The sequence below is a fragment of the Flavobacterium sp. CYK-55 genome, from assembly GCF_018413465.1.
In the GTDB taxonomy this organism is placed as follows: domain Bacteria; phylum Bacteroidota; class Bacteroidia; order Flavobacteriales; family Flavobacteriaceae; genus Flavobacterium.
Genome location: NZ_JAHCDK010000007.1, coordinates 125,272 through 149,283 on the forward strand (window position 1 = coordinate 125,272; position 24,012 = coordinate 149,283).

Here is a 24,012-nt window from a genome sequence, read left to right on the forward strand (position 1 = left end):
TGGTGGTTTTCTTTTCAGTCTGTCACCCCGAAAAATTTCTGCGCTGCAAATGTACGATATAAAATAGAATATTGAATATCAATAAGTTAATTTTTTTCTAAAAATAAATTCCTCTAAATTTAAAGTCGCCGCGCTCAGTGAGTTCAAGGGTTGGCGCCGGAATTTTGAGGGTATTAAAAACCTCAAAAACGGTTTTAAGTACGTGGGATTTGGTTTTGATTTTGGTCAAATCGACATCAAAACTCAGATAAAATTGTCGGAATCTCTCAGACTCGGGAAGAAAAACGGTGTTGACTAAATCATCATTTCCGGTGATCATACCTTCAGCGCCATAACCCAAAGCCACATTGAGCCAAGTGGGAATTTTGCTGTTTTTGGCAAACGAATGCAAGTTGACCGATAACCAATACGTTTGTCCGTTATAATCTTTGAGTAACTGTTCGGGATAATTACTTCCTAAAACAGAAGGCCTGGCTGAGGCATAAGGTGTGGTATGAAAGGAGAATTTGGGTATGATACGCTGCTCACTCCAAGCGAGTTCTTGCACCAAAAACAATCCGGTTCCGGCGGCATTGGCTGCCACATCGCCTAACGAAGCACCCCAGTTGGATGAATATCCATCCATGAATTCAACCACAGATAAAAAAGCAAAACCTGTAGATGCACCGTATAAAAGCTGACTTTTACGGCTGGCTCCACTCCACTGCCAAGCATTTTTTCCGAAGCTTCCTAAATGATACGCTGAAAAAACATGACCGGCCTTATCCATTTGCAACCACTCAGCATTGTCGTTGATGGTGTGAAAGTGAGTGCGCGGATAATCAGCATACCAGGTTTGATTGAGCGCTATGAGTATGCCTGCAGAAAGTGCTGCCTGAGAAACAACTACTGCATTGCGACGCGATTTTTGAAGTGAATCAGCAGGTTTTAAAAAAGAATCTAAACGACTTTGCGCCCAATGATTTTGAACAGAGAGCAAAAACAAAACTATGAGCAATGCTCTTTTCATACTTACCGTTTGATGCCTTGACTTGAAATCCAAGCCACATATTGCTGACGATTGGCCTCGTGCTGCGCCGGAGTAACTGCAAATTCATGGTACCCAAAACGCTTAACACTAGCACAAAAATAGATGTAATTGTGTTTTTCAGGATTGAGTACTGCATCAAGCGCAGTGATATCGGGCATGGCAATCGGTCCCGGAGGCAAACCTGCATACATATACGTATTGTACGGAGAAACCGTTGCTAAATCTTTGTTGAGTACGCGTTTGATGACTTGGTTAAAGTCATTCGATTGCAGTTTTACCGAATAGATAACCGTTGGGTCGGCCTCGAGTTTTATTCCTTTGGCCAAACGATTTAAGTAAACACCAGCTACTCGTGGGCGCTCATCTTTTTTTACCGTTTCTTTATGAACAATCGAAGCTAAGGTAGCCACTTGCACAGGCGTTAAGTTGAGCGCTTTGGCTTTGGCTAGTCGTTCTTCGTTCCAAAATTTATGATATTCTTTGAGCATTTTATTGCGGAACTTATCGGCGGTTGTATTCCAGAAAAATTCATAGGAATTCGGAACAAAAATGCTTAGCACATTCTCACGGGTGAATCCGTTTTCTTTGAGGAATTTTTCATCGGTAAAAGCATGGAGCAAAGCCAAACTATCGGGTTCGATTTGCGATGCAATGCGTCCGGCAAAATTTTCTAAACGCTCTTGGTTGTTGAACGACAATTGAACCGGAACATTTTGTCGGAGTGAATTGACCATCTCATTGCTGTTCATGCCTTTGGTCAACAAAAAGCGGCCGGCTTTATCTTCGCGATTCGGATATGATTTCTTTTGGGCTACTTTGTCAAAGCGATTGATGTCTTTTACATAAGGTGTGATGATTTTTTTGACATCTTCATAATCAGAATTACTCGGAATGCACACATAAACTTGTTCCTCTGAAAACTGAGTATTGTCAGAAAAAATGTCGCGGTACAACATATACCCGTAAATCATCAATCCGGTGATCACGACCACCGATACAATCGAAATAATTTTTTTTAAGTTCAAAATAGTCTTTTTTTAAAGTAATTAAGTAGTTTGAATGAGCTGAAACAAAGCCTCGTCGTGATAGGTTCCTCGGGCAAAAATCCATTGTTTTTTAACGCCGACTTTTTCAAATCCAAATTTAGCAAAAAGAGCCAAACTCGGTTGGTTGTCGGTGCTGATATTTGCATAAAGCTGATGTAAATGCAAATGAGTAAAGGCATAATTAATTAATAATCCGAGCGCTTCTGAACCAAAACCTTGCTCGTGATGTTCTTCTTTTTGTATGAGAATCCCCACGCCTGCTCTTTTGTGCAACGGATCAAAATCAAATAAATCAATGAGCCCGATGGCATCTTCGGTTGCCGTTTTACATATAGCCAAACGCAATTGCTTGGCCTGATAAATATCTTGTTGGGCTTGTTCTAAATATTGACGAATCAAAAATCGGCTGTACGGTGTTTGTGTACTGCTTATTTCCCAAATGGATTCATCGTTTTCAATCTGATAAACAAAATCTAAATCTTCGGGCTCAAGCGCACGCAAATAAACGGATGTTCCCTGCAAAGTTACCATGTGATTGCTCCGCTAAAAACAAAAGTGGCCGGACCGATGAGCTTTACATTTTGATAGCCCTGCGAAGTTTTTTTGAATGAAACTTCAAGTTTTCCGCCTTCGACCCAAATATGAACTTGCTCAGAATTAGTTTTGCCGTTGGCGTGCATAGCTATAGCTACAGCAGTCGCTCCGGTTCCGCATGAAAGTGTTTCGTCTTCAACACCGCGTTCGTAAGTACGGATGCGAAAAGTGTTGTCGTTGATTTGCGACACAAAATTGACATTGCTTCCGGCTTGACCGTATAAATCACTGTAGCGAATAGCACTCCCTTGGGTTTTGACATCGAGCGATGCTAAATCATCAACCATCAACACATGATGCGGCGAGCCGGTGTTGAGAAAAGTGTAATCAGACTCTATTTTTAACTCAGCAATATCGGTCATTTCAAGCGAAACCAAACCGTCAGAATTTAATGTGGCGTGGTGCATTCCATCAACGGCTTCAAAAGCAGCTTCATGATCAATAACGCCCAATTGACGCGCAAAAGCAGTCAGACAGCGACCTCCATTACCGCACATCGAGCTTAAATTTCCGTCTGAATTGTAATAGACCATTTTAAAATTCGCTGCTGCATGCGGCTCAAGTAAAATGAGTCCGTCAGCGCCAATTCCAAAGCGACGATCACACAAATGCTTGACTAGTTCATGGTTGTCTTTCGGAAAAAAAAGCGAACGATTGTCAATCATCACAAAATCGTTACCGGTGCCTTCATACTTGTTAAACGGTATTTTCATAAGGTAAAAATGAAGCCCAAAGTTACAAATAAAAGCATCAGACCCAAGGGCAAAAAAATGTTAAGAAACCAAAGTTTTAATGAAACGTTAAGTGCTGTTAAACGGGCGTTAAACTGTTTTTGGCAACACAATACTTTTCTAATTTTACGTTCGGAATTGAAAAAAACTTAGGTTTAACTAATTTATAAAAACACTTATGAAACGATTTTCGGGTTTATTCTTCGTATCACTTTTGAGTGGCGCTGTAACCCTTGGAGGTTATAAATTATTTGTAGAACAAGACGGATTTTTTTCAAAAGGCAAAAGCATTGTAACAATGGCGCCCACCAACTACAACAAGAATGTAGGCTTGGTTCCTGAAGGGCTTGATTTTACTGAAGCAGCCGACAAAACAGTTCACACCGTCGTGCACGTAAAGAATGTTTCGTACCGCACGGTAACCAATCCGATGTTGGAATTCTTTTACGGATTCAACGGTGGTCAACAACAAGAACAAGTGGGGACCGGATCTGGAGTTGTGATTTCTGAAGACGGTTATATCGTGACCAACAACCATGTGATTAAAGATGCTTCAGACATTGAGATTACTTTAAACAACAAAAAAACATACAAAGCCAAACTCATCGGTACCGATTCAAAAATGGATATTGCGCTTTTGAAAATTGACGCTGATGAAAAATTGCCTTATTCGGTTTTTGCTGATTCTGATAACACCCGCGTGGGCGAATGGGTTTTGGCTGTCGGGAATCCGTATAACCTGAACTCTACCGTAACTGCCGGAATTATTTCGGCCAAAGCCAGAAACCTCGACACCAACGGAATTCAATCGTTTATTCAGACTGATGCGGCGGTAAACCCAGGTAACAGCGGTGGCGCTTTGGTGAATACGCGCGGTGAACTCATCGGTATCAATACGATGATATCATCACAAACCGGCTCCTATGTAGGTTATTCTTTTGCGGTTCCATCCAACATTGCGCGCAAAATCATTGAAGACATCATGGAATTTGGCAATGTGCAACGCGGAATTTTGGGTGTTGAAGGCGGCGAACTCAACAGCGCGGCTTCAAAAGAATTAGGAATCAAAGAGACTCAAGGTTTCTACGTGAGAAAAGTGACCAAAAACTCAGGCGCTGAAAAAGCCGGTTTGACCAAAGGCGACATCATCATCAAATTAGACAATCAAGAAATTAATACTTATGCTGAATTGTCGGGCTTTATCAACACCAAACGTCCGAATGACAAAGTTCAAGTATCATACAAACGCGACGGAAAAATTTACACCGTTCCTGTGATATTGTCAAAAAACGATTACTTATCTGCCGAATTTAAAGGCATTGAGTTAGAAAATATTGATGCAGCTGACAAGAAAAAATTCAGAATTAGTTCAGGTGTGCGCATCAAAGACATCAACAATGACAATTTGCGTCCATATTATGACGAACTAAAAGGAACCATTATTTTGAGCATTGACAATGTGGCTACGCCTGATGTTGAGGCCGCTTCAAAAGTGCTTCAGAACAAAGACGAGAATCAGAGCATTAGTATTGAGATGATCAACAAACTCGGACAACGCATCAGAATTATTATATAAAAATTTATAGGTTGATATTAATTCAGGAAACCACCTCATTTTGCGAGGTGGTTTTTTTATGGAAAAAAGTTAAAAAAGATTTTACGAAAACGTTTGAAATGGATACTTTTGCACCACCTAAGACCAAAAAGTCTCTAAGGTTTAATAAATTAAATAACCATCAACACACTAACAATTTCTACCTATGAGCAATCATAATTCTTACGAAAAAGAAGTTTCTTTTCAGGTAAACCGCCGAAGAGCCAGCGTTGAATTTATAAAAATCATCAATGATTTGTGGTATGACAAATCGATCGAAATGGTTTTATTTAGAAATCAACTCATCAATGGCAACGTAAGCGACATCATCAATTTGCACGAATATGCCGGCGAATTTGTCGGAAAACCCATTTCCATTTTTGACAGTGTAGAAATTGCCAAAGCGATTTTGTCATTGGATTTACCGCCTTCAAAACTTGATATTGGTAAATTGACGTATGAATTCAATTTAGAAAACAACAAATATGACAATGCGCGTGCTTTTGTGGTTGACAAACTCAAAAACGCCAAAGAAACTCAGGACATTCAACCAAAAGATGTGGTTTTGTATGGTTTTGGACGTATTGGCCGATTGTTGGCGCGCGAGCTGATGTCAAAAATGGGCAAAGGAAACCAATTGCGTTTGCGCGCGATTGTAACCCGTGACAAAAACGATGCGGTTTCATTAGAAAAAAGAGCTTCATTATTGCGCTATGACTCGATTCACGGAGATTTTGAAGGTTCTGTAGTAGCTGATGCGGCCAACAATGCGCTCATCATCAACGGAACTACCGTACACATCATCACCGCCAATGCTCCTGAAGATATTGATTATACCCAATACGGAATCAATGATGCACTCGTGATTGACAACACCGGTGCTTTTACAACCCACGAAGCTTTGTCTAGACATATGACTTCTAAAGGTGTTCAAAAAGTATTGTTGACTGCTCCGGGTAAAGGTGTTCCGAATATTGTACACGGTGTGAATCAAAATGATTACAACCCCGATGAAGTACATATTTTCTCAGCCGCTTCATGCACCACCAATGCCATCACACCAGTTTTAAAAGCTATTGAAGATACTTTGGGCGTGGTAAAAGGGCATTTAGAAACCATTCATGCTTATACCAATGACCAAAACTTGGTAGACAACATGCACAAAAAATACCGTCGTGGTAGAGCAGCCGGACTCAATATGGTGATTACTGAAACCGGAGCCGGAAGCGCTGTGGCCAAAGCCTTGCCTTCATTGGCTGGGAAGTTGACCTCGAATGCGATTCGTGTACCGGTTCCGAATGGTTCATTGGTAGTTTTGAACTTAGAAGTTGGCAAAGAAACTTCAGTAGAAGAAATCAACGCCATCATGAAAAAATATGCTTTAGAAGGCGAATTGGTGGAACAAATTAAATACTCGCTCAACAATGAGTTGGTTTCATCAGATATTATCGGAACCTCAGCGCCGTCGATTTATGACAGCAACGCGACCATTGTATCAGGTGATGGAAAAAACATCGTGTTGTATATTTGGTATGACAACGAATACGGCTATAGTCACCAAGTAATTCGCTTGGCTAAATATATTGCCAAAGTAAGAAGATACACTTACTATTAGTAGGTGCCAGATGTGATTTGAGACATTACATCAACAAAAGAATCCGCTTGAAAAGGCGGATTTTTTTATGGTGAAAAGGGATATGATTTTGAAACGGCTGCGTGAGGGATGGCAGCGGTTAGCCCACAGCCGTGCAGCGGCGCGGACTATAAGCGTACAGCCCGACCCGCAGGGGCACGCCCAAATGATCAACGATTGAAGAATACAGATTTTTGATATAAGGAACTGAAAACCGACAATTATTTTTGCTTGGTGAGATAGTAAACCGGAATTCCGAGCAGCATAATAAGGACGCCCCAACCGCAAGTATCGGTTTTGGTGAACAACAAAGCGAGTGAAATAGCGCCAGCAGCCACAATATATAACATAGGTAAAAACGGATATCCGAACGCTTTATACGGACGCTCGGCATTGGGCATGGTGCGGCGCAAAATGAAAATTCCGTAGATGGTGAGGATGTAAAAAATGAGTACGATGATGATGACAAAATCAAGCAAATCACCGTATTTACCGGTCAAACACAAAGCCGAAGCCCAGATGCATTGCGCCCACAAAGCCCAAGCCGGAACGCTGGCGTGGTTGAGCTGCGCAGCTTTTTTGAAAAACAAACCATCTTTGGCCATGGTGTAATAAACGCGTGCTCCGGCCATGATGAGGCCGTTGTTGCAGGCGAAGGTTGAAATCATAATCATAATGGCAATGATTAGGGTTCCTAGGTTGCCAAAAATGTATTGCGAGGCAACGACTGCTACGCGATCAGACTTGGCGGTGGCAATTTCATCAAGCGGAATTACCGCCAAATACATCACATTGGCCAATACATAAATAATGCTGACGGTTAAGGTTCCGAGTAATAAACTGAGGCCAACATTGCGCTGCGGATTTTTGATTTCGCCGGCAATAAACGTTACGCCGTTCCAAGCATCGCTTGAAAACAACGAGCCAACCATAGCGGCTGAAATTCCTGAAATGAGCGCCATTCCGCTGATGGGCAACCAAGAGCCATCGGTTTTTTGATACGACTTGGGTGTAAAAGCATCGGTCCAATTGGCCTGCCAAACCTCAGCTTTAGCGGCCAAGACCAAGCCAAAGACAATGAGTCCGGCCAATGAAAGTATTTTAATGATCGTGAGTACCGTTTGCAGCGATTTGCTGTTTTTGACGCCTCGACTATTGAAATAGGTGAGCAAAATAATGGTGATGATAGAGACGATTTGCGCAGCGTTGAGTTTGAATGAACCGAATTCGGCGATGATATTTTCATCGCTGAGTGGCTCAAATAAATAAGCGGCGAATTTTGAAAAAGCCACGCCCACCGCTGCGATGGTTCCGGTTTGGATGACCGAGAAAAAACTCCAACCATATAAAAAACCGATGAGTTTTCCGTAGGCTTCTTTAAGGTAGACATACTGGCCGCCGGCTTTCGGGAACATAGCGCTGAGTTCGCCGTAGCTAACCGCTGCAATGACGGTGATGATTCCGGATAATATCCAAATAAGCAACAACCAGCCGGCTGAACCTACTTGTCGAACAATATCTGAGCTCACAATAAAAATGCCCGAGCCAATCATGGATCCGACTACGAGCATGGTGCCATCAAGCAGGCCTAATTCTCTTTTAAAATCTTCGTTTTGTTGCATATATAGTATTTGCTATATGGGATTTTATTTCATTTTGGTTAAAGATATAAAAAAGTTCATAGCTTGATGGTTTGCATAAAAAAAACCCTGCCGTGTTGAAGCAGGGTTTTCCCGTAATAATAAAGAAAAATTAATGAAACAATATATAAAATATTGAAGGGTTATTGTTTGTAGATTTTCTGAGTATAGGTAATTCCGTTGGCTCTTACTTTTACAATATAATAGCCTGATGATAAACCAGAAATATCGGTTGAGGATGCTTTGAGTCTTCCGCTCAAGTTATAAACTTTAATAGAATAATTGGTAGTTGTCAAATTGTTGATTACGATGGTTGTGTTTGAGACCAAAATAATTTGAACCGGTTGTGTAGTAGTCGTGGTAGTTCCTGTAGTAGTTGTAGTCGTAGAGGTGCTACCCGACGTAGTTGTTGTTGTAGTTGTTGTCCCGGTGCTGGGCACCGTGGGTGTGGTGGGCGTTGTGACTACAGGTGTAGTAGAGGTTGATCCTGCAGTCAAGCTCACCGTCAAACTCAAATTATTGTATCCTTTGGTGGCGTCCCATGTCCCCACATTGGCACAACGGATAGAATACAATGGATTTGAAATCAGCGGATCTGGCAAATTCAAAAACAGCTGATAGGTTCCTGTTGGCACATCCATATCCAATGCTTTGCTGATCTGGATGGCACTCCCCTCTCTCCAAGTTCTTAAGTCATTCGCTACTTCGTATGAATACTCTGTGTTGGTAGCTGTATTTCTTAAGACCAAATAGGCTTTTCTGGCTTTGAACAAATTGGCAAAGCCTGAGTTTTGTATTGTTATATTTAAAATATTGTTATCAATAGATGAGTTAGTCAATTCAAATCGATAGCCCAATCTTCTGTCAATTTCTGAAAAACATCCTTGTGTTGTCCAATTGGTGATATTTGCCGTTAGATAATCAATATTGAGCAAACTCCAATTGTATTTATTCATTTCGAGCATAGCATTAGTACAGTCAGTTCTGGGTGCATTGAGCGCATCCGTTTCACCTGCCATAGGAAGATTAATCGTCTGTGTTTGAAGGTAATTACTATCCGTTGTGCTAGGAGATGCGGCTGAACCGTTCACTAAGAAAGTTCCCGAGTCACCCCAAACATTCAAGAAAGCATCGTTGTAAAAACCAATACGATCGTTTCCGTTTGGATACATTTTTTGTTTGTGATAAACATAACGCACTTGTAATGGAATTTCGATTGGAGTAACGCTTAACATAGCATCTAAAACCGCCTTGCGATTGGCCCATTGTGTTGCTGTTAAATTTTCATAATCTGAAGTTCCGAATTCAGTTGTTTGGCTAGAGTAGTAGGTCTCGCCCCAGCAACCAATCCATCCGTATTGATAGGCTGAAATCACATCTTTATTAGCAGAAATTACCGGAGCCACTTGGTTGATGTGCGCAATAATTTGTGCTTTGGTAGCATCAAGCACAGCTGCAGATTCGCTTTTAGAGTAAGCAAAACGGATGATCATTTTTAATCCCGCATTACGAATAGTATTGAAATCAGTTTGCATACTGGCTAAATAAGCATCAGAAATAGGTGAACTGGTAAATTGATTGAGATAAAAAGTTCTGTGAACTGTGGTGATATTCTGAGCGCGATAAGTGCTCAGTGTACTGGCGCTAAGAGCATTGTAGCTCGTGGTTGCTGAAACTAAACCCGTGGATGAATAGTGGTAAAATCCTCTTTCTGGGTTTGGAAAACTCTCGGTGCTGGACACATAGCTTACGGTTTGTCCCTGTGCGGCTACTGCAATAAGTAGCATAAGTAAAAACTTTTTCATAATAGTAGGTTAAGGTTTTCATACTCATTTGTTTTAGGGAGACGTGTTACTGAATGTTGGGGCAACAGCAACACACCACAAATTAATATGATATAACTTTATTAAAAATTTAAAATTCGATTAAGTGATTATTTTATCCGATTAAATACATTAAAAAATAAATTTTGTAAGTATTTATTTAACATATAAATCAAAAGAAAAGAGGTTGATTTAGGAATTTTGAGTAGTGCTTTTTGAGCAGAAATTATTTCCCAACGAACATAAAATTTCTGTCTAATTGATATAAATCAAAAAAACTAAAATTTAAAATACCTATGAAATCAACAGTTTAGGAAAAAGGATTATATCCTCAGAAGAAGTACTTGTCTCATGGTTTTGGTAGGTTAAGATTAATAGATCATGTTTTAGTTCTGACTTGTTCTATTTGCATAAATGGGGACACATATATGCAGCACAAACATACTAAGACAAAGTGTTAAAAATCATCGATGAACTGCAACTTTATACACATTTTATCGACAAGTTACTAACAATCAATGTGTTTGTAAGAATTTTATATATCAAAATTGATGTATTGTCAGAAAAGCATTCATAAAACCACAAAAAAAATGTAAACATCAATCTATCAATAATTTGCTTCTTTTATTTTTAACAAGAGAAAATTGGTTAAACAATAATTTGAGACAAAAAAAATCCCCGACTTAAAGCCGAGGATTAAATTATTTAAGGATAAAAAGTTAATTAAGCTTTGCCAGCAGCTATCAAATTAAGTGCTGAACCAGCCACAAACCACCCAATTTGACTGTCGTTGTATGAATGGTTTGCCATTACAACATCTTTGCTTCCATCAGCATGCACAAACTCTAAAGTAAGTGGTTTACCCGGAGCAAATTCAGTTAAATCAAGGAAGTTAATAACGTCATCTTCTTGAATTTTATCATAATCGGCTTCATGGGCAAAAGTAAGTGCCAACATTCCTTGCTTTTTCAAGTTGGTTTCATGAATACGTGCAAACGATTTGACTAAAACTGCTTTAACACCCAAGAATCTTGGTTCCATAGCAGCATGCTCGCGAGACGAACCTTCACCGTAGTTATGGTCACCCACCACAATCGAAGGAATTCCAGCAGCTTTGTATGCGCGTTGAACCGCAGGCACTGCGTCGTAATCACCGGTCAATTGATTTTTAACCGAATTGGCTTTACCATTGAATGCATTCTCGGCACCGATGAGCATATTGTTTGAAATATTATCTAAGTGGCCGCGGAAACGCAACCATGGACCCGCCATTGAAATGTGGTCAGTAGTACATTTACCAAAAGCTTTGATGAGCAATTTAGCACCCGAGATATTTTGTTTATCCCATGGTTCAAATGGAGCCAAAAGTTGCAAACGCTCAGAAGTTGGAGCAACCAATACTTGAACGCCTGAACCATCCTCAGCTGGAGCTTGAAATCCTGGGTCTTCAACATCAAAACCTTTTGTAGGCAACTCATCACCTTTAGGCGCATGCAATTTTACTTCTTGACCTTGGTCGTTGATTAAAGTATCTGTGATTGGATTAAAATCAAGTCTTCCTGAAATCGCCAAAGCAGCTACCATTTCAGGTGAAGTCACAAAAGCGTGTGTATTTGGGTTTCCGTCGGCGCGTTTTGAGAAGTTGCGGTTGAATGAGTGTACGATTGTGTTTTTCTCACCTTTGTCTGCTCCTGCTCTATCCCATTGACCGATGCACGGACCACAAGCATTGGTAAACACTTTGGTACCCATTTTTTCAAACGTTGCAATGATTCCATCGCGCTCAATTGTGTAACGGATTTGCTCAGAACCCGGATTGATTCCGAATTCAGCTTTAGGCGTAATACCATGCGCAACCGCTTGTTCAACAATTGATGCTGCACGACTCATGTCTTCATAAGAAGAATTGGTACAAGAGCCAATTAAGCCCCACTCTACTTTGAGTGGCCAACCATTGGCTTCGGCTTCGGCTTTCATTTTTGAAACCGGCGTTCCGCGATCTGGCGTGAATGGCCCATTGATGTGTGGCTCTAATTCTGACAAATTGATTTCAATGAGTTGATCAAAATATTGTTCCGGATTGGCATAAACCTCAGGGTCTGCCGTTAAGTAAGCGGCTACTTTGTCCGCAGCATCTACCACATCTTGACGACCGGTCGATGCTAAATATCTGCGCATTGAATCATCATACCCGAAAGTTGAAGTGGTGGCACCAATTTCAGCACCCATATTACAAATAGTTCCTTTTCCGGTGCAAGACATAGAAGTAGCACCTTCGCCAAAATATTCAACAATGGCTCCGGTTCCGCCTTTTACAGTTAAGATATCTGCAACCTTTAAGATAACATCTTTTGGAGCTGTCCAACCGTTGAGTTTTCCGGTCAATTTTACACCGATGAGTTTCGGGAACTTCAACTCCCAAGCCATGCCTGACATTACATCAACCGCATCAGCACCACCAACACCAATAGCCAGCATGCCAAGTCCTCCGGCATTCACGGTGTGTGAGTCAGTACCGATCATCATTCCGCCCGGAAATGCATAGTTTTCTAAAACGATTTGGTGGATGATTCCTGAACCCGGTTTCCAGAACCCAATTCCGTATTTGTTAGATACTGAAGAAAGAAAATCAAAAACTTCTTTTGATTGGGTATTGGCTACTGCCAAATCAGTCTCGGCGCCCACTTTGGCTTGAATTAAGTGATCACAGTGTACCGTTGTCGGAACTGCCACTTTATTTTTTCCGGCGTGCATGAATTGCAACAAAGCCATTTGAGCCGTTGCATCTTGACAAGCTACACGATCTGGAGCAAAATCAACATAATCTTTACCACGCGAGAATGATTGCGACGGCATTCCTTCCCAAAGGTGGTTGTATAAAATCTTTTCAGTTAAAGTAAGCGGACGACCAACAATCTCACGCGCTTTATCAACGCGCGCAGTCATATTGGCATACACTTGACGAATCATTTCAATATCAAAAGCCATAATAAAAATGGGTTTATTAGTTTGCAGCGCAAAATTACGAAAACGTTGTACCCGATAAAAAAAATTTAATGAAATAAGTTGATTGCTTTCAATTATTTATTAAAAGTAGATTTTGACTGTCGCTTTTTTGCCAAAAAGAAAAAATACGCCCTTTAAATCGAAAATTCTTAACTTTTATCACGAAAATCCATCAATGGTTTCTCGTAATATTTATGAAAAAAGTGACTAGAAATTAAAACCAGCAATAAATAACACAAAGTAAAAATGTGTAATCGTAACGTTTGAGCAGATTCGATGATCCAAAAGGTTTTCATCATCTGCAATAACAAACTATAATGCAACAAATACATGCTATAAGAGCGAATACTTACCCACTCGATCCAATTACTTAGAATAGATTGGGCCGATTTCCATTCAGATAATAGAGGCAGAAAAAAACCAATCGACAAAGAAACCAGCGGTAAATAAAAAACATTCCAAAAAAAAGAGCAGTTGTCTATCAAACATCTGAAATAGCCAACAACAAGAAACATAAACGCCAACAACAAGAAACCCAAAAATGCAAAAATCCATCGAAAACGAATCCACCATTGGTTCAATCTAACCGAAAACCAATAGGCCAAAACTCCTAAATAAATAGAATCTAATCGATAAATCACCGACGATTTTATCAAACTATTCCAAACAACCAAATCAGTGTTTTGGGTTTCAAAATAGAATTTCATTCTAGCCAACCAACTAATCAACATCAGCCCCAAAACAATCACTAAAAAAATATTTAATGTTTGGGGTTTGCTTTTTAACCGGCTTGCGAAAAATAAAGCCAACGCCAAAAACAAATAACTGAATTCTTCAACGCTCAAACTCCAGGATTCCGGAAAAAAACCGGGCATGGATTTACAGAAATTCTGCCCGAAATAAAAATATTCCATCAGTGAATCTGCGTTAGGAAACAACGCCATTGCCAGCAAAACATTGATAGACAAAATCAGATAATATCCCGGCAAGGTTCGCCACCATCGTCGTTTGAGAAACCATCTGAGTGTATTAAAATCATAGGTTTCAACTACGAATAGTTGGTAGAGAATTTTACCTATTAAAAATCCACTGAGTACAAAAAATATTTCAACGCCTAAAAAAGCAAAAACATCTAATAATGATGATGCAACACCTGAAATATTTGGATAAATCCATTTGGCATGACCCAAGATAACCATCATAATCGCGGCGGCACGCATCAGATCTAATCCAAAAATTCTGTTTAGTTTACCAGCCGGTTGCATATTAGTGTTACTTTTGTTTTAATGACAAAATCAAAGATATACAAAATTTTAGGCGGGCTATTGATCTTTGGATTAATCGTGACTATTGTTGTTTATAACAACTTGACCAACCGACACAAAGCCATTTTAAAAACTACTTTATTGTATAAAACCGGACTGGTAGATGCAGATTGGCAGATTGAAAAACATCGCGCTGAGTACAAAATGATTTCTCCGGATTTTTATATTGATGGAATTTACAAATCGATGGAAGGGCCGAAAGCCTCGAACTATATCAGACTAACAGAGGATTCAAGCTTGGTTTGGATTACCGATTTTCATGTCAGAGCAATGGATGCCAAAACGCGAAAGTATATCTCTAAAGATTTTATTTGCCATTTAAATGTTGATTTCAACGACGCCAACTATTACGCGAGTTTGGGTTTAGAAAGTCGAATCGGAAAACAATACCCTAGAATGACTACACTCTCACACGGTGTTGAAAATTTTACTTTGCCCAAAGGTTTTGGAGTACCGATGAAGGGGAATCAATGGTTGTTGGCCACCACACAATCGCTCAACCACAACATTCCTGATGCCAATTATTTGATCAAGCACGAAGTGACTATTGGATATCACAAAGATGATCAGCAGACCAAACCGCTGATGTGCAGAGCTATTTATATACAATTGCCCTACGACAAACAAGATCCGTTCAAAGAACCGCTCAATCCGGCTTCAAACCAATGTGTACCTATTGAAACCAAAAATCATGTGTATACAGATGCGCAAGGAAACAACTATTCCGGGCATTGGCTCATAAAACCCGGAAAGAATACCTACAAAAGCAATGTTGACAACCAACTCATGATTGAAGATAGTTTGCGTTTGCATGCTGCTGCCATTCATGCGCATCCGATGTCGCGCTACATTACGCTATGGGATGTAACAACACAAAGGCCTGTTTTTACCAGTAAAATTCAGAACCACAAAAACAAAATCGGCATTGACTACATCAGCTCATTTTTGTCTGAAAAAGGTGTCTGGCTCTACAAAAACCATCATTATGAATTGATTCTCGATGTTGACAACACGTCCGGAAAAGACCAAGACATGATGGGCAGTATGTTTTTATTTTTCTACGACCAAAAGCTTGACCGATTATTAAACCAGCCAAAAAGCAAACTTTCTAAAAAATAAAAATCCGGCTTTGAAACCGGACTTTGAAGTTATTTGATTACAATAAAGTACTGATGATTTTTTCTATCGAGATTCCTTCTGCATCGGCTTTATAGTTTTTAACCACACGATGACGCAGAATACCCGTAGCAACTGCATTGACATCTTCTTTATCAGGCGAGAATTTACCGTTAAAAGCCGCATGAGCCTTGGCTGCCAATATGAGATTTTGTGAAGCGCGTGGACCGGCACCCCAATCAATGTAATTTTTGACAAAATCAGTAGCCAAACTATTATCCGGACGCGTTTTGCTTACCAAAGTTACGGCATGTTCTATGACGTTATCAGCCACCGGAACACGACGAATGAGTTGTTGAAATTCTATAATTTCTTCGGCAGTAAATAATGGTGTTATGTTTACTTTGGCATCAGTTGTCGTGCTTTTGACTACTTGAACTTCTTCAGAAAACGAAGGATAATCCAACTTAATAGAAAACATAAAACGGTCTAATTGCGCTTCGGGCAACGGATAAGTTCCTTCTTGCTCAATAGGGTTTTGTGTAGCCAAAACAAAATACGGAAGCGAAAGCTTGTAGTTGTGCCCGGCAATGGTGACTGCGCGTTCTTGCATGGCCTCAAGCAAAGCCGCTTGGGTTTTTGGCGGTGTACGGTTGATCTCATCTGCCAAAATAATGTTTGAAAAAATAGGCCCTTTGATGAATTTAAACTGACGGTTCTCATCAAGGATTTCACTACCGAGAATATCTGACGGCATCAAATCAGGCGTAAACTGAATGCGTTTAAAATCTAAACCTAAAGCTTGGGCGATGGTATTGACCATGAGCGTTTTGGCCAATCCAGGAACGCCTACCAACAAAGCATGTCCGCCTGAGAATATACTGAGTAATATTTCATCGACCACTTGGTCTTGACCAACAATAACTTTGGCAATTTCATTTTTAAGTTGGGTTCGCTTTTGAACCAAAGTTTGGATAGCTTGAACGTCTGACATATCTTGCGCAATAACCTGAAAAACAGGGTTTTTGATTTATTTCTTTAGCCAATTGTTGGCGAATTCACAATTTCGGTATTCGCCGTTGATTTTAATATAAGTCTCTTTTATTTTTTCTTCAGACCATTTAGCAATAGCTTGAATTTGCTTTTCTTTTAGAGCTAAATCTTTAATTTTGATATAATCACGAGCATAATCAGCGGTGTGTTCATTGATTCTATTGGTAACCGTTATCAATTTATACTTCTTTTTACCGCTTTGTTCTGTATCTAGAATCGGAACCGACACTTCGCCTTCTTTTAAGTTAGATACCTGTGCATATAGCGATGGATCCATTTTAGTGAGTTCAAAGTGTGTATCTTGTGTTTTTGGGTTGATTAAAACACCTCCATTTGAACGAGTTTCTTTTTCATCAGATTCTGCACGAGCAGCATCTGCAAATGAAATGCTCTTATCATCAATTTTCTTTTTGATATTTAAAATGCGCTCTTTGGCATCTTTAAGCGCTTGTTCATCGGTTTTAGGCACAATTAAAATGTGTCGCAAATCAATGTCTTGACCCCGAATTTTTTCAACATATATAATATGGTAACCAAATTCTGTTTCAAACGGTTCTGAAATCTCGCCTTCGCCCAAGCTAAAAGCCACATCTTTAAATTCTTTGACAAATGGAGTTTTTTTATTCATTCTATAATAACCGCCGTTAGAACTTGAACCCGGATCTTGTGAGTAAAGTACTGCTTTGGTGGCAAAACTCGAACCTCCTTCTACTTCTTTTTTGAGTTCTTTGAGTCGGTCAATAACTTTTTGCTTTTCAGCTTCAGAAACTTTAGGAAATACTACAATTTGAGAAACTTCCATTTCAGAACCAAAAACAGGCAAGTCGGCTGTTGGAATTTTTTTAAAGAACGTTCGAACCTCTTCAGGGGTAATCTCAACACCATCAATGATTTTCTTTTGCATCTGACCGGCAAGCTTGTTCATTTTGATAATATCAGACAATTCTGTTTTGAAGTCTTCTTCATTGCTTTTTTTGAAATAGGCAATAACCTTATCCATTGATCCAAGTTGTTCAACCATATAAGTAATTTGCTCATCCATCTTAGATTTAACCTCGTCATCACTCACTACGATACTGTCTTGAATGGCTTGATGAGCATAGAGTTTATCTTCTAGTAATTTGCCCAACATTTGACAACGCGAAATATCTTTAATCGATGACCCTTGACTGGTCATTTCTAAATAGGATTTATCAATGTCTGACTCAAGAATATTAAAGTCTCCAACAGTGGCAATCACGCCATCAATCTTTTTGCGAACTGAAGTAGGCACAGCTTTTGGCTTAATGGTATCCTTGATTATTTCCTGTGCCAAAACGGGCATTGAAAACAGCATGAATACTCCGATTATATTGAGCATTTTAAGGTTTGTAAACTTCATATTTTTTGTCTTTGATGGCATCATCAGTAATTTCTTTTTGAAACTTTTTTATTAAATCTAATTTTCTCTGATTGAGAATTACTTCGCGCAAAGTGGGTTTGATATACTGATATGGCGCTATTTGATTCTTATCAATTACATGAGCAATCTTTGCTAGGTATATATTTTTTCCGTCAGTATGTTCTATTTTTTTGCCTGATGAGATATATTCATCTCTGTTGTCAGGGTTAATAAAAGGCAGCTTACTGTACACTTGATTCATATCAACCCAAACCGAATCATTGAGCGCAAAATTGTTGAGCTTAATGGATTGCGCTTCCCAAAACTTTTTATCAGATTTTCTGAAATCAAAAAGTTTACTTCGTATGGTTTCAAACTTTGGGTGATCTTTACTCAAATTAACAAATCTAAGGCGAACCAAAGTTCCGGTTGTTTTGAAATTTTCTTTGTTCTTTTTGTAATAGGCCTCAATTTCATCTTCAGAAACAACTGTATCTACAGTAGATTTGACAACCTCTTCTAGATAAGCCTTTACATACAAATCAACTTTGTATTGTTGGATGAGCGTATCAAATGCCGATTTTTTTTTATTACTCAAATTGACTTCCGCCGCTTTAATGAGTAATTTTTGCGAAGCCCATCGATCTATAAAACTCCGCACGATCACAGTGCTGTCTTCTTTAGAGGTTCCTGGCGGCACTAAATCAGTGATGTCTGACTTAAATAAAAAATCGTCTCCTACTCTGGCAATTGATTCAGACTTGGCTTCAGGTGTAAAAAACGAACATGAAGCCAACAACATCAAAGCTGCAATAGCCAGAATTTTTGAGTGCATACTTATTTTTTAACTTGTGCTTTCACACGCTCAAAAACATCTTGATTGGTCTTAATGGTAAACTCTTTTTTGAGCTCCTGAACCCAATTTTGCTCAAGATATTGCTGATAATCATTAATGGCTTTTCCTTTGCACTCATCAAGTGTTTTGGGCCCGGCCGGAATCATTTTATTAACTTTGGTCACAAAATAATATTCTCCGTCTTTGATGATCTCAGACACCCCTTCTTGCTGTTTGAGGTTTTTCGGAAGCGCGTCATTTCCTTCTTCAAAAACACCTGAATTGGTCATGACTTCAACTTTTTCTTTGGTGTTGAATTTTTCTTTGATTTTCTCTGGCGCTATATTTTGTTTGAGCAATTTTTGAACTTTCTTGATGATGTCCATATTGGTTGATGAAGCAATCACAACATCCAAACGGTTTTTCCACTGATAAGAAGCTTTGTGACTTTCATAGAAATTCTTCAAACCAAGGGTATCCGTTTTTGAACGATCCCAGATTTCTTTCTCCATTAAATCAAACAACAACAAACCATCACGGTATTCATCCATTACATTAGCAAACTCTGGAAACTCGCCTTCTAAGTGATCAGTATAATAAGTGGTTAATTGCTCATCTAAGAATTTTTGATAGTTCACATCAACCAGCTTGGCAATAGGCTTTATGTTGGCATTGGCCTTTTGCTGTGTTTTGAGGTAAATAAGAAAAGTTGTTCCGCTCACCGGTTTATCAATGATGGTAAACAGCGGACCGTCAAAAGCTTTGGTATCAGCAGGAACTTCCCATTTATTCTCGTAATAATCGTTGGTAACGGTTTTGGTTAATGAAGCAAACATCTTGTCATTGCGCTTGATGGGATATTTTTTTCTCAGTTTCTCGTTGAGTGAATTGGTAATAAGTCGGGAACGATCGTCTTTAGATACTTTGTTTTCTAATTCAAGCTTCATCTCATCAAAACTGCGCAACGGATGCTTTTCGATGAGTTTTACAATATGCCAACCAAACTTAGTCTGAAACGGAGCAGACATTGGTTTGTCTTTAGTTAATGAAAAAGCAGTGTTTTCAAACTCTTCAGAACTCAACTGACCTGAGCCAAAACGCGATAAAACACCACCTTTTGAAGATGAAGATTTATCATCAGAAAATTGCTTAGCTAAGCTCTCAAAGCTTTCGCCTTGTTGCAGTTTTTGGTAAATATCATCTATATTTTTTTTGACTTTGGCGCGCTCCTCAGGCGTATCTTCTTTTGGGTTGAGCAACATGATGTGCGCAACAGTCACTTCGCCACGGTTATCACGAACATCGTCAACTTTAATTAAATGGTAACCAAAACGTGTGCGTACAGGATTGGAGATTTTTCCGACCGGAGTTTTGAAAGCTGCTGATTCAAAAGCATATACCATTCTGAAAGCTGAGAAATACCCTAAATCACCTTTGTTTTCTTTGGCTGATGGATCTTGAGAGTTTTCTTGCGCCAACTTACCAAAATCTTCCCCATTGATTGCGCGCTTGCGAATATCCATGATTTTATTGTATACAGATAAGGTATCTGACGGAGCAGCGTTCTCATCAACCATAATCAAAATATGAGATGCCTTTACTTCTTTTTGTGAACGCTTGTAACCTTCGTCAACAAGCTCTTTGGTAACTTTTGAATCGCTCAAATAATTTTTTGAAAGTTGTGTTCGATACGATGAAAGCTCATTCTTATATGAATCACCATTTTGCAAACCTAGTTTATTGGCTTTGCTTATTTTGAGTTTATATCCGACAAACAATTCGAGATATTGAGTCAAGTCTTTTTGAGACTCATCCTTTACTAAATCTAGGTTTTTATTGTAAACCCTGACAAATTCATCGGTGTAAAAAGGTTTGTCGTCAATAGTAAATAAAACTTCTTTTTTGACTGATTGGGCATTGGCCGAAAAGCTAGCAGCTACAAGCCCTGCTAAAAACAACTGTTTTATTTTCATTTTAGTTAAAATTTCTTGTTCGCTATATTGATTAAGTTATTTTTTTGATTGGTTTGAAATAAAATTAAGGGCGAACAAAAATAACAATTCATATGCATTTACCAACTATGCGATATACTATTAACAAAAAATTATTAACGCTGCAATTGGCGCGGAATCAGCTAATTTTAGTATACAAAAACACTTAAATTTTTGACTGTTTATTCCGTTGGGAAATACTATTTTTGCAGTCGCAATTTTTAACTTATGAGTTTTCTGAAAGAAATTGAACGTCGACGTACCTTTGGTATTATCTCGCATCCCGATGCCGGTAAAACAACTTTAACCGAAAAACTTCTACTTTTTGGAGGAGCTATCCAAGAAGCCGGTGCTGTCAAAAACAACAAAATCAAAAAAGGAGCTACTTCTGACTTCATGGAAATTGAGCGTCAAAGAGGAATCTCGGTTTCTACATCGGTTTTGGCCTTTAATTACAAAGACAAAAAAATCAACATCCTTGACACACCTGGCCACAAGGATTTTGCAGAAGACACCTACAGAACACTTACGGCTGTTGACAGTGTAATTGTGGTAATAGACGTTGCCAAAGGTGTTGAGGAACAAACTGAAAAATTAGTTTCGGTTTGCAGGTTGCGCAACATTCCAATGATAGTTTTTATCAACAAATTGGATCGTGAAGGTAAAGATGCTTTTGATTTGATGGATGAAGTTGAACAAAAACTTGGCCTCAAAGTAACGCCGTTAAGCTTTCCGATAGGTATGGGTTATGATTTTCAAGGCATTTATAATTTGTGGGAACAAAACATCAATTTATTTAGCGGTGATAGTCGAAAAAACATTGAAGAAACTATTGCTTTTTCAGATTTACAAAGCCCGGAATTAGAAAAAATAATCGGTCAGAATCCGGCCAATAAATTGCGCGAAGAGCTTGAGCTTATTGCAGAGGTATATCCGGAATTCAATCGAGAAGATTATTTAGAAGGAAGCCTGCAACCTGTTTTTTTTGGATCAGCATTGAACAACTTTGGAGTTCGCGAATTGCTTGACTGTTTTATTGACATTGCACCTGCACCTCGCGCCAAAGAATCTGACACAAGATTAGTAAAACCATCCGAAGAAAAAATGTCCGGATTTGTTTTTAAAATCCATGCCAATATGGACCCAAAACATCGTGATCGTTTGGCTTTTGTTAAGATTGTCTCGGGGACTTTTGAACGCAACAAACCTTATTTACATGTTCGCCATAATAAAAACCTAAAATTTTCAAGTCCAAATGCTTTTTTTGCTGAGAAAAAAGAAATTGTTGACACATCCTATCCCGGTGATATTGTTGGATTACACGACACCGGAAATTTTAAAATCGGAGATACATTAACCGAAGGCGAAAACATGAATTTTAGAGGCATTCCAAGCTTTTCACCTGAGCATTTCAGATACATCAACAATGCTGACCCGCTCAAGTCTAAACAACTTGAAAAAGGCATTGACCAACTCATGGATGAAGGTGTCGCTCAACTTTTTACACTTGAAATGAACAACCGAAAAGTAATTGGAACCGTTGGTGCCCTACAATACGAAGTAATTCAGTATCGTTTGGAACACGAATATGGCGCTAAATGTACTTACGAAAATTTCCCGGTTCATAAAGCTTGTTGGGTAAAACCTGACGATCCAAAAAACGAAGAGTTTAAAGAATTTAAAAGAATCAAACAAAAGTTTTTAGCCAAAGACAAATATAATCAATTGGTATTTTTAGCAGATTCAGACTTTACGATACAAATGACCATAAGCAAATATCCCAGTGTAAAATTATTTTTTACTTCAGAATTTGATTAAAATTTGCACCTCTTATCAAATTAAAAGCGGCTTAATTATCAACATTTTAATGATGATGTTCGTTTTTTAAATTTTGATTCATATATTTGCGTCTTAATAGAACTATGAAATGAAAAAGAATTTTTTGACTCTACCCCTCGTAATTCTGCTCGTCTTAATGGATGTGATTGTTTATGCGCAGCCAGGTGACGATGATGGTTCTGGTGGTCTAGAAGGAAACGATCCACCTCCTGCTCCAATTAACACTAAACTCATTTGGTTGGCTATACTTGCTTTAGTATATGGTTTTTACAGTATTAAAAAATACAGAAAAGCAATTTAAATAAGTATTATACAATTTATAAAAAGGCTCGATTTTACAAATCGAGCCTTTTTTATATAGCCTTTAGACCTACTCAACCAAAAGACAAGCACCATTGCTAACTATATCTGTCCATGCAAAATTTCGAAGTTAAACCTTAAAATAAAATTCAAAAGTAATAAAAATGAAAAGTTGCTTTTTAAACTTTATCACCGGCATTGAAATAAACATTGTTTCATTTTAATAAAAGAAAATCAGATATAGTTGTTAGAAATCACTTGAAACCATAGCCTCCGTTAATACTTAACAAATAAAAAAGCCCGCTCTTTCGAGCGGGCTTTTCATTATATCAAAGACTTAATTATCTTTTGATTACTCTCAATGTTTTCACATTGTCTCCTTGAGTTACAATAATGTTGTAAACTCCTGAAGGGTAACGTGATCCGATTTCAAGGTTTGATAAAGCTGAAACGCTTGATACGTTTGATTCAACTTCTCTACCCAACATGTCGTAAACTCTTACGCTTACTTCATTTTCGCTAGATGAATTCAATTCTAATTTGAAGTTATCAGCAAATGGGTTTGGATAAGCTTTTACATCATATACGTTAATCGCAGTAGCAGTTTGTCTTGTAGCAGCTGGTGAAACAGTGATGTCACAAGTTTGTGTACCTTGAACGTAGCTTGAGTTGTACAATACATCAACACGGATAGTATAAGTAACACCCGGTTGAGCACCACCTGGCAAGTTCATTAAGCTGAATACACTGTTTGGAGTAGTGTACTCTCTTGAAGTAGCAGGTGAAGTTGAAGTAACTACGAATTTATATCCTTGAGCTCCGATAACTTGCTGAGCAAAGATTGAAGTCCAAAGACGAGTAATAGTAGTTCCACAAGCAGGGTTAACAACTCTTGAAGTAGCTGGAGTAGCTGGAGTAGTGATTGAACAAACTGATCCGTACTCTGTATCTGGTCTCCAAGTTGAACCGAATCTCAACAATACATCGATAGTATAAGTAGTACCGAATGAAATGTTTTGGATTCCAAGGTTAGTCAAGCTAAATCTGTTTACAGATGAATCATAAGTACCTACCA

At 38.8% G+C, this 24,012-nt stretch carries 18 protein-coding genes; 5 read left to right on the forward strand and 13 right to left on the reverse strand.

Annotated features, from left to right (window positions below):
- Positions 1-97 precede the first annotated feature (97 nt).
- The 4 genes from KIH23_RS09335 to dapF are packed head-to-tail and all read right to left on the reverse strand — an operon-like array spanning position 98 to position 3,383.
- A complete protein-coding gene (locus KIH23_RS09335) occupies positions 98-1,009 on the reverse strand; it encodes a DUF2279 domain-containing protein (protein WP_213213212.1) in 912 nt (303 codons plus the stop codon).
- Between the two features lie 2 nt (positions 1,010-1,011).
- On the reverse strand, positions 1,012-2,055 hold the full coding sequence (gene mltG, locus KIH23_RS09340) for an endolytic transglycosylase MltG (RefSeq protein ID WP_213213213.1): 1,044 nt from the start codon (positions 2,053-2,055) through the stop codon (positions 1,012-1,014).
- A gap of 21 nt (positions 2,056-2,076) precedes the next feature.
- Complete coding sequence (locus KIH23_RS09345; protein WP_213213214.1) at positions 2,077-2,607, reverse strand: GNAT family N-acetyltransferase; 531 nt, start codon at positions 2,605-2,607, stop codon at positions 2,077-2,079.
- On the reverse strand, positions 2,601-3,383 hold the full coding sequence (gene dapF, locus KIH23_RS09350; protein ID WP_213213215.1) for a diaminopimelate epimerase: 783 nt from the start codon (positions 3,381-3,383) through the stop codon (positions 2,601-2,603). Before dapF ends, KIH23_RS09345 begins: the two co-directional genes overlap by 7 nt.
- A 196-nt stretch (positions 3,384-3,579) precedes the next feature.
- Between dapF and KIH23_RS09355 the strand changes: the two genes are divergently transcribed.
- Entirely contained in the window at positions 3,580-4,977 is a 1,398-nt protein-coding gene (locus KIH23_RS09355) for a trypsin-like peptidase domain-containing protein (protein WP_213213216.1), read from the forward strand.
- A gap of 184 nt (positions 4,978-5,161) precedes the next feature.
- Entirely contained in the window at positions 5,162-6,610 is a 1,449-nt protein-coding gene (locus tag KIH23_RS09360; RefSeq protein WP_213213217.1) for a glyceraldehyde-3-phosphate dehydrogenase, read from the forward strand.
- A gap of 239 nt (positions 6,611-6,849) precedes the next feature.
- Here KIH23_RS09360 and KIH23_RS09365 read toward each other — a convergent pair whose 3' ends face one another.
- The 4 genes from KIH23_RS09365 to KIH23_RS09380 form a co-directional block, all read right to left on the reverse strand.
- The gene (locus KIH23_RS09365) at positions 6,850-8,250 is read right to left on the reverse strand and encodes an APC family permease (protein ID WP_213213218.1); all 1,401 of its coding nucleotides are present in this window, start codon (positions 8,248-8,250) and stop codon (positions 6,850-6,852) included.
- A 161-nt stretch (positions 8,251-8,411) separates the two neighbouring features.
- Positions 8,412-10,073: a DUF4832 domain-containing protein gene (locus tag KIH23_RS09370; protein ID WP_213213219.1), complete on the reverse strand. Its 1,662-nt coding sequence runs from the start codon at positions 10,071-10,073 to the stop codon at positions 8,412-8,414.
- Between the two features lie 741 nt (positions 10,074-10,814).
- Positions 10,815-13,079, reverse strand: a complete 2,265-nt coding sequence (locus KIH23_RS09375) for an aconitate hydratase (protein WP_213213220.1) — start codon at positions 13,077-13,079, stop codon at positions 10,815-10,817.
- Between the two features lie 167 nt (positions 13,080-13,246).
- The gene (locus KIH23_RS09380) at positions 13,247-14,362 is read right to left on the reverse strand and encodes an acyltransferase family protein (RefSeq protein ID WP_213213221.1); all 1,116 of its coding nucleotides are present in this window, start codon (positions 14,360-14,362) and stop codon (positions 13,247-13,249) included.
- A gap of 21 nt (positions 14,363-14,383) precedes the next feature.
- Between KIH23_RS09380 and KIH23_RS09385 the strand changes: the two genes are divergently transcribed.
- Entirely contained in the window at positions 14,384-15,541 is a 1,158-nt protein-coding gene (locus tag KIH23_RS09385) for a hypothetical protein (RefSeq protein WP_213213222.1), read from the forward strand.
- 37 nt (positions 15,542-15,578) lie between these two features.
- Here the strand turns inward: KIH23_RS09385 and KIH23_RS09390 are convergent, their stop codons facing one another.
- Genes KIH23_RS09390 through KIH23_RS09405 form a run of 4 tightly spaced genes read right to left on the reverse strand, consistent with a single transcriptional unit; the run spans position 15,579 to position 20,780 of the window.
- Positions 15,579-16,532, reverse strand: a complete 954-nt coding sequence (locus KIH23_RS09390) for an AAA family ATPase (RefSeq protein ID WP_213213223.1) — start codon at positions 16,530-16,532, stop codon at positions 15,579-15,581.
- Positions 16,533-16,568: 36 nt separating this feature from the next.
- Positions 16,569-17,972, reverse strand: a complete 1,404-nt coding sequence (locus KIH23_RS09395; RefSeq protein WP_410505137.1) for a peptidylprolyl isomerase — start codon at positions 17,970-17,972, stop codon at positions 16,569-16,571.
- On the reverse strand, positions 17,953-18,807 hold the full coding sequence (locus tag KIH23_RS09400) for a hypothetical protein (RefSeq protein ID WP_213213224.1): 855 nt from the start codon (positions 18,805-18,807) through the stop codon (positions 17,953-17,955). The genes KIH23_RS09395 and KIH23_RS09400 overlap by 20 nt, the downstream gene beginning before the upstream one ends.
- A gap of 2 nt (positions 18,808-18,809) precedes the next feature.
- Positions 18,810-20,780 (reverse strand): peptidylprolyl isomerase, encoded by a 1,971-nt coding sequence (locus tag KIH23_RS09405; protein ID WP_213213225.1) that lies wholly within the window; start codon positions 20,778-20,780, stop codon positions 18,810-18,812.
- A 246-nt stretch (positions 20,781-21,026) separates the two neighbouring features.
- Between KIH23_RS09405 and KIH23_RS09410 the strand changes: the two genes are divergently transcribed.
- Positions 21,027-22,616 (forward strand): peptide chain release factor 3, encoded by a 1,590-nt coding sequence (locus tag KIH23_RS09410; RefSeq protein WP_213213226.1) that lies wholly within the window; start codon positions 21,027-21,029, stop codon positions 22,614-22,616.
- Between the two features lie 124 nt (positions 22,617-22,740).
- Positions 22,741-22,938: a hypothetical protein gene (locus KIH23_RS09415; RefSeq protein ID WP_213213227.1), complete on the forward strand. Its 198-nt coding sequence runs from the start codon at positions 22,741-22,743 to the stop codon at positions 22,936-22,938.
- Positions 22,939-23,278: 340 nt separating this feature from the next.
- On the opposite strand, the gene KIH23_RS09420 is transcribed toward KIH23_RS09415, so the two are convergent.
- Positions 23,279-24,012 (reverse strand): T9SS type A sorting domain-containing protein (locus KIH23_RS09420; RefSeq protein WP_213213228.1); only part of this gene is annotated, 734 nt, incomplete at its 5' end.

Coding starts and splice junctions, on each gene's coding strand:
- KIH23_RS09410 (WP_213213226.1), top strand. CDS start 21,027: ATGAGTTTTCTGAAAGAAATTGAACGTCGACGTACCTTTGGTATTATC.
- KIH23_RS09390 (WP_213213223.1), bottom strand. CDS start 16,532: ATGTCAGACGTTCAAGCTATCCAAACTTTGGTTCAAAAGCGAACCCAA.
- KIH23_RS09360 (WP_213213217.1), top strand. CDS start 5,162: ATGAGCAATCATAATTCTTACGAAAAAGAAGTTTCTTTTCAGGTAAAC.
- KIH23_RS09400 (WP_213213224.1), bottom strand. CDS start 18,807: ATGCACTCAAAAATTCTGGCTATTGCAGCTTTGATGTTGTTGGCTTCA.
- KIH23_RS09335 (WP_213213212.1), bottom strand. CDS start 1,009: ATGAAAAGAGCATTGCTCATAGTTTTGTTTTTGCTCTCTGTTCAAAAT.
- KIH23_RS09380 (WP_213213221.1), bottom strand. CDS start 14,362: ATGCAACCGGCTGGTAAACTAAACAGAATTTTTGGATTAGATCTGATG.
- KIH23_RS09395 (WP_410505137.1), bottom strand. CDS start 17,972: ATGAAGTTTACAAACCTTAAAATGCTCAATATAATCGGAGTATTCATG.
- KIH23_RS09375 (WP_213213220.1), bottom strand. CDS start 13,079: ATGGCTTTTGATATTGAAATGATTCGTCAAGTGTATGCCAATATGACT.
- KIH23_RS09365 (WP_213213218.1), bottom strand. CDS start 8,250: ATGCAACAAAACGAAGATTTTAAAAGAGAATTAGGCCTGCTTGATGGC.
- KIH23_RS09370 (WP_213213219.1), bottom strand. CDS start 10,073: ATGAAAAAGTTTTTACTTATGCTACTTATTGCAGTAGCCGCACAGGGA.
- KIH23_RS09405 (WP_213213225.1), bottom strand. CDS start 20,780: ATGAAAATAAAACAGTTGTTTTTAGCAGGGCTTGTAGCTGCTAGCTTT.
- KIH23_RS09385 (WP_213213222.1), top strand. CDS start 14,384: ATGACAAAATCAAAGATATACAAAATTTTAGGCGGGCTATTGATCTTT.
- dapF (WP_213213215.1), bottom strand. CDS start 3,383: ATGAAAATACCGTTTAACAAGTATGAAGGCACCGGTAACGATTTTGTG.
- KIH23_RS09355 (WP_213213216.1), top strand. CDS start 3,580: ATGAAACGATTTTCGGGTTTATTCTTCGTATCACTTTTGAGTGGCGCT.
- KIH23_RS09345 (WP_213213214.1), bottom strand. CDS start 2,607: ATGGTAACTTTGCAGGGAACATCCGTTTATTTGCGTGCGCTTGAGCCC.